The 1,262-nt window shown below is 39.5% G+C and carries 1 pseudogene; it reads left to right on the top strand.

Going from position 1 to position 1,262, the window contains the following annotated elements:
• Positions 1-1,191, top strand: a pseudogene (locus tag NCCP28_RS23420) (IS1182 family transposase); the annotation flags it as partial.
• Positions 1,192-1,262 lie beyond the last annotated feature (71 nt).

The raw sequence follows: 1,262 nt of genomic DNA, 5'->3' as shown, positions 1-1,262 counted from the left end.
ACGCTCTATTCACCCCATTACGCTTTTCAAAATGATGTTTATTGGCTATTTTTATGGCATTCGTTCGGAACGTCAATTAGCGAGGGACTTGGAAACTAATATTGCTTACCGTTGGTTCCTAGGATTATCTTTATCAGATAAAGTGCCTCATCACTCGACCATTAGTTTTAATCGACGTACTCGATTCCTCCACACCAACATTTTTGAAGAAATTTTTGATGAAATGGTCCATCAAGCTATTACACATAATATGGTGGGAGGACGTATTTTAACCACTGATTCCACGCACATTAAAGCCAATGCCAATAAAAATAAATTCACCCGAAAAGTAAAAGAAGAACGTCCCAAAGCCTATTTAGAAGAATTGGAAGCAGCGGTGACAGAAGATCGTATCCAACACGGAAAAAAGCTCTAAAGCCAAGAAAGGAAGGCGTTGCCAAACCAAAACAAACGAGAATCAGTAAAACAGATCCTGAAAGTGGGTTTCTCATGCGAGATGGAAAACCAAAAGGGTTCTACTATCTGGATCATCGTACGGTAGATGTGAAATATAATATTATTACCGATACCTTTGTGACGGCTGGAAATGTGGCAGATTCCGAGCCGTATTTGGAGCGCCTTCAAAAACAAATGGAAAAATTCCAATTTCATGTAGAAGCTACTGCTTTGGACGCAGGTTATTTTACTACGTATATTTGTAAAAAACTGATCGAACAAAATATTTTTACTGTCATGGGGTATCGCCGTTTTGGAAATTCAAACAAAGCTCTTCCTAAGCGTAAGTTTCACTATGTAAAAGAAAAGGATGTATACGCCTGTCCGATGGGCTGTATCCTTTCTTATTCGACAACGGACCGGGAGGGATACCGTCACTATAAATCAAAGAAGGAGGATTGTGCCGTTTGTCCACTTCGTTCGGATTGTATGTCTGCCAAGCAAACACAGCGAACCATTACCCGTCATCTTTGGGAAGAATATAAAGAAATTACCCGACAATATAAGCGAACAAAAGAAGGGAAACAATTATATAGACTTCGCTGTTCCAGTATTGAACGGAGTTTCGCCGATGCAAAAGAGCTTCATGGCTATCGGTATGCCCGTTTTCGTGGAGTGAGGTCTGTCCAAGAACAGGCTTTTCTAACAGCCACTTGCCAAAATATAAAGAAAATAGCCCTCCATCTCATCAAAAAGATGGGATGGAAGGCCATTTTAAAGATGTCTTCTTCTTTCCATTGTTTTTTATCCTTATCTATCAAAAAAAA

Source organism: Niallia sp. NCCP-28 (assembly GCF_023168165.1).
GTDB lineage: Bacteria > Bacillota > Bacilli > Bacillales > Cytobacillaceae > Niallia.
Note: the sequence above shows the minus strand (reverse complement) of the source record. Positions and strands in the feature narration are given on the sequence as shown.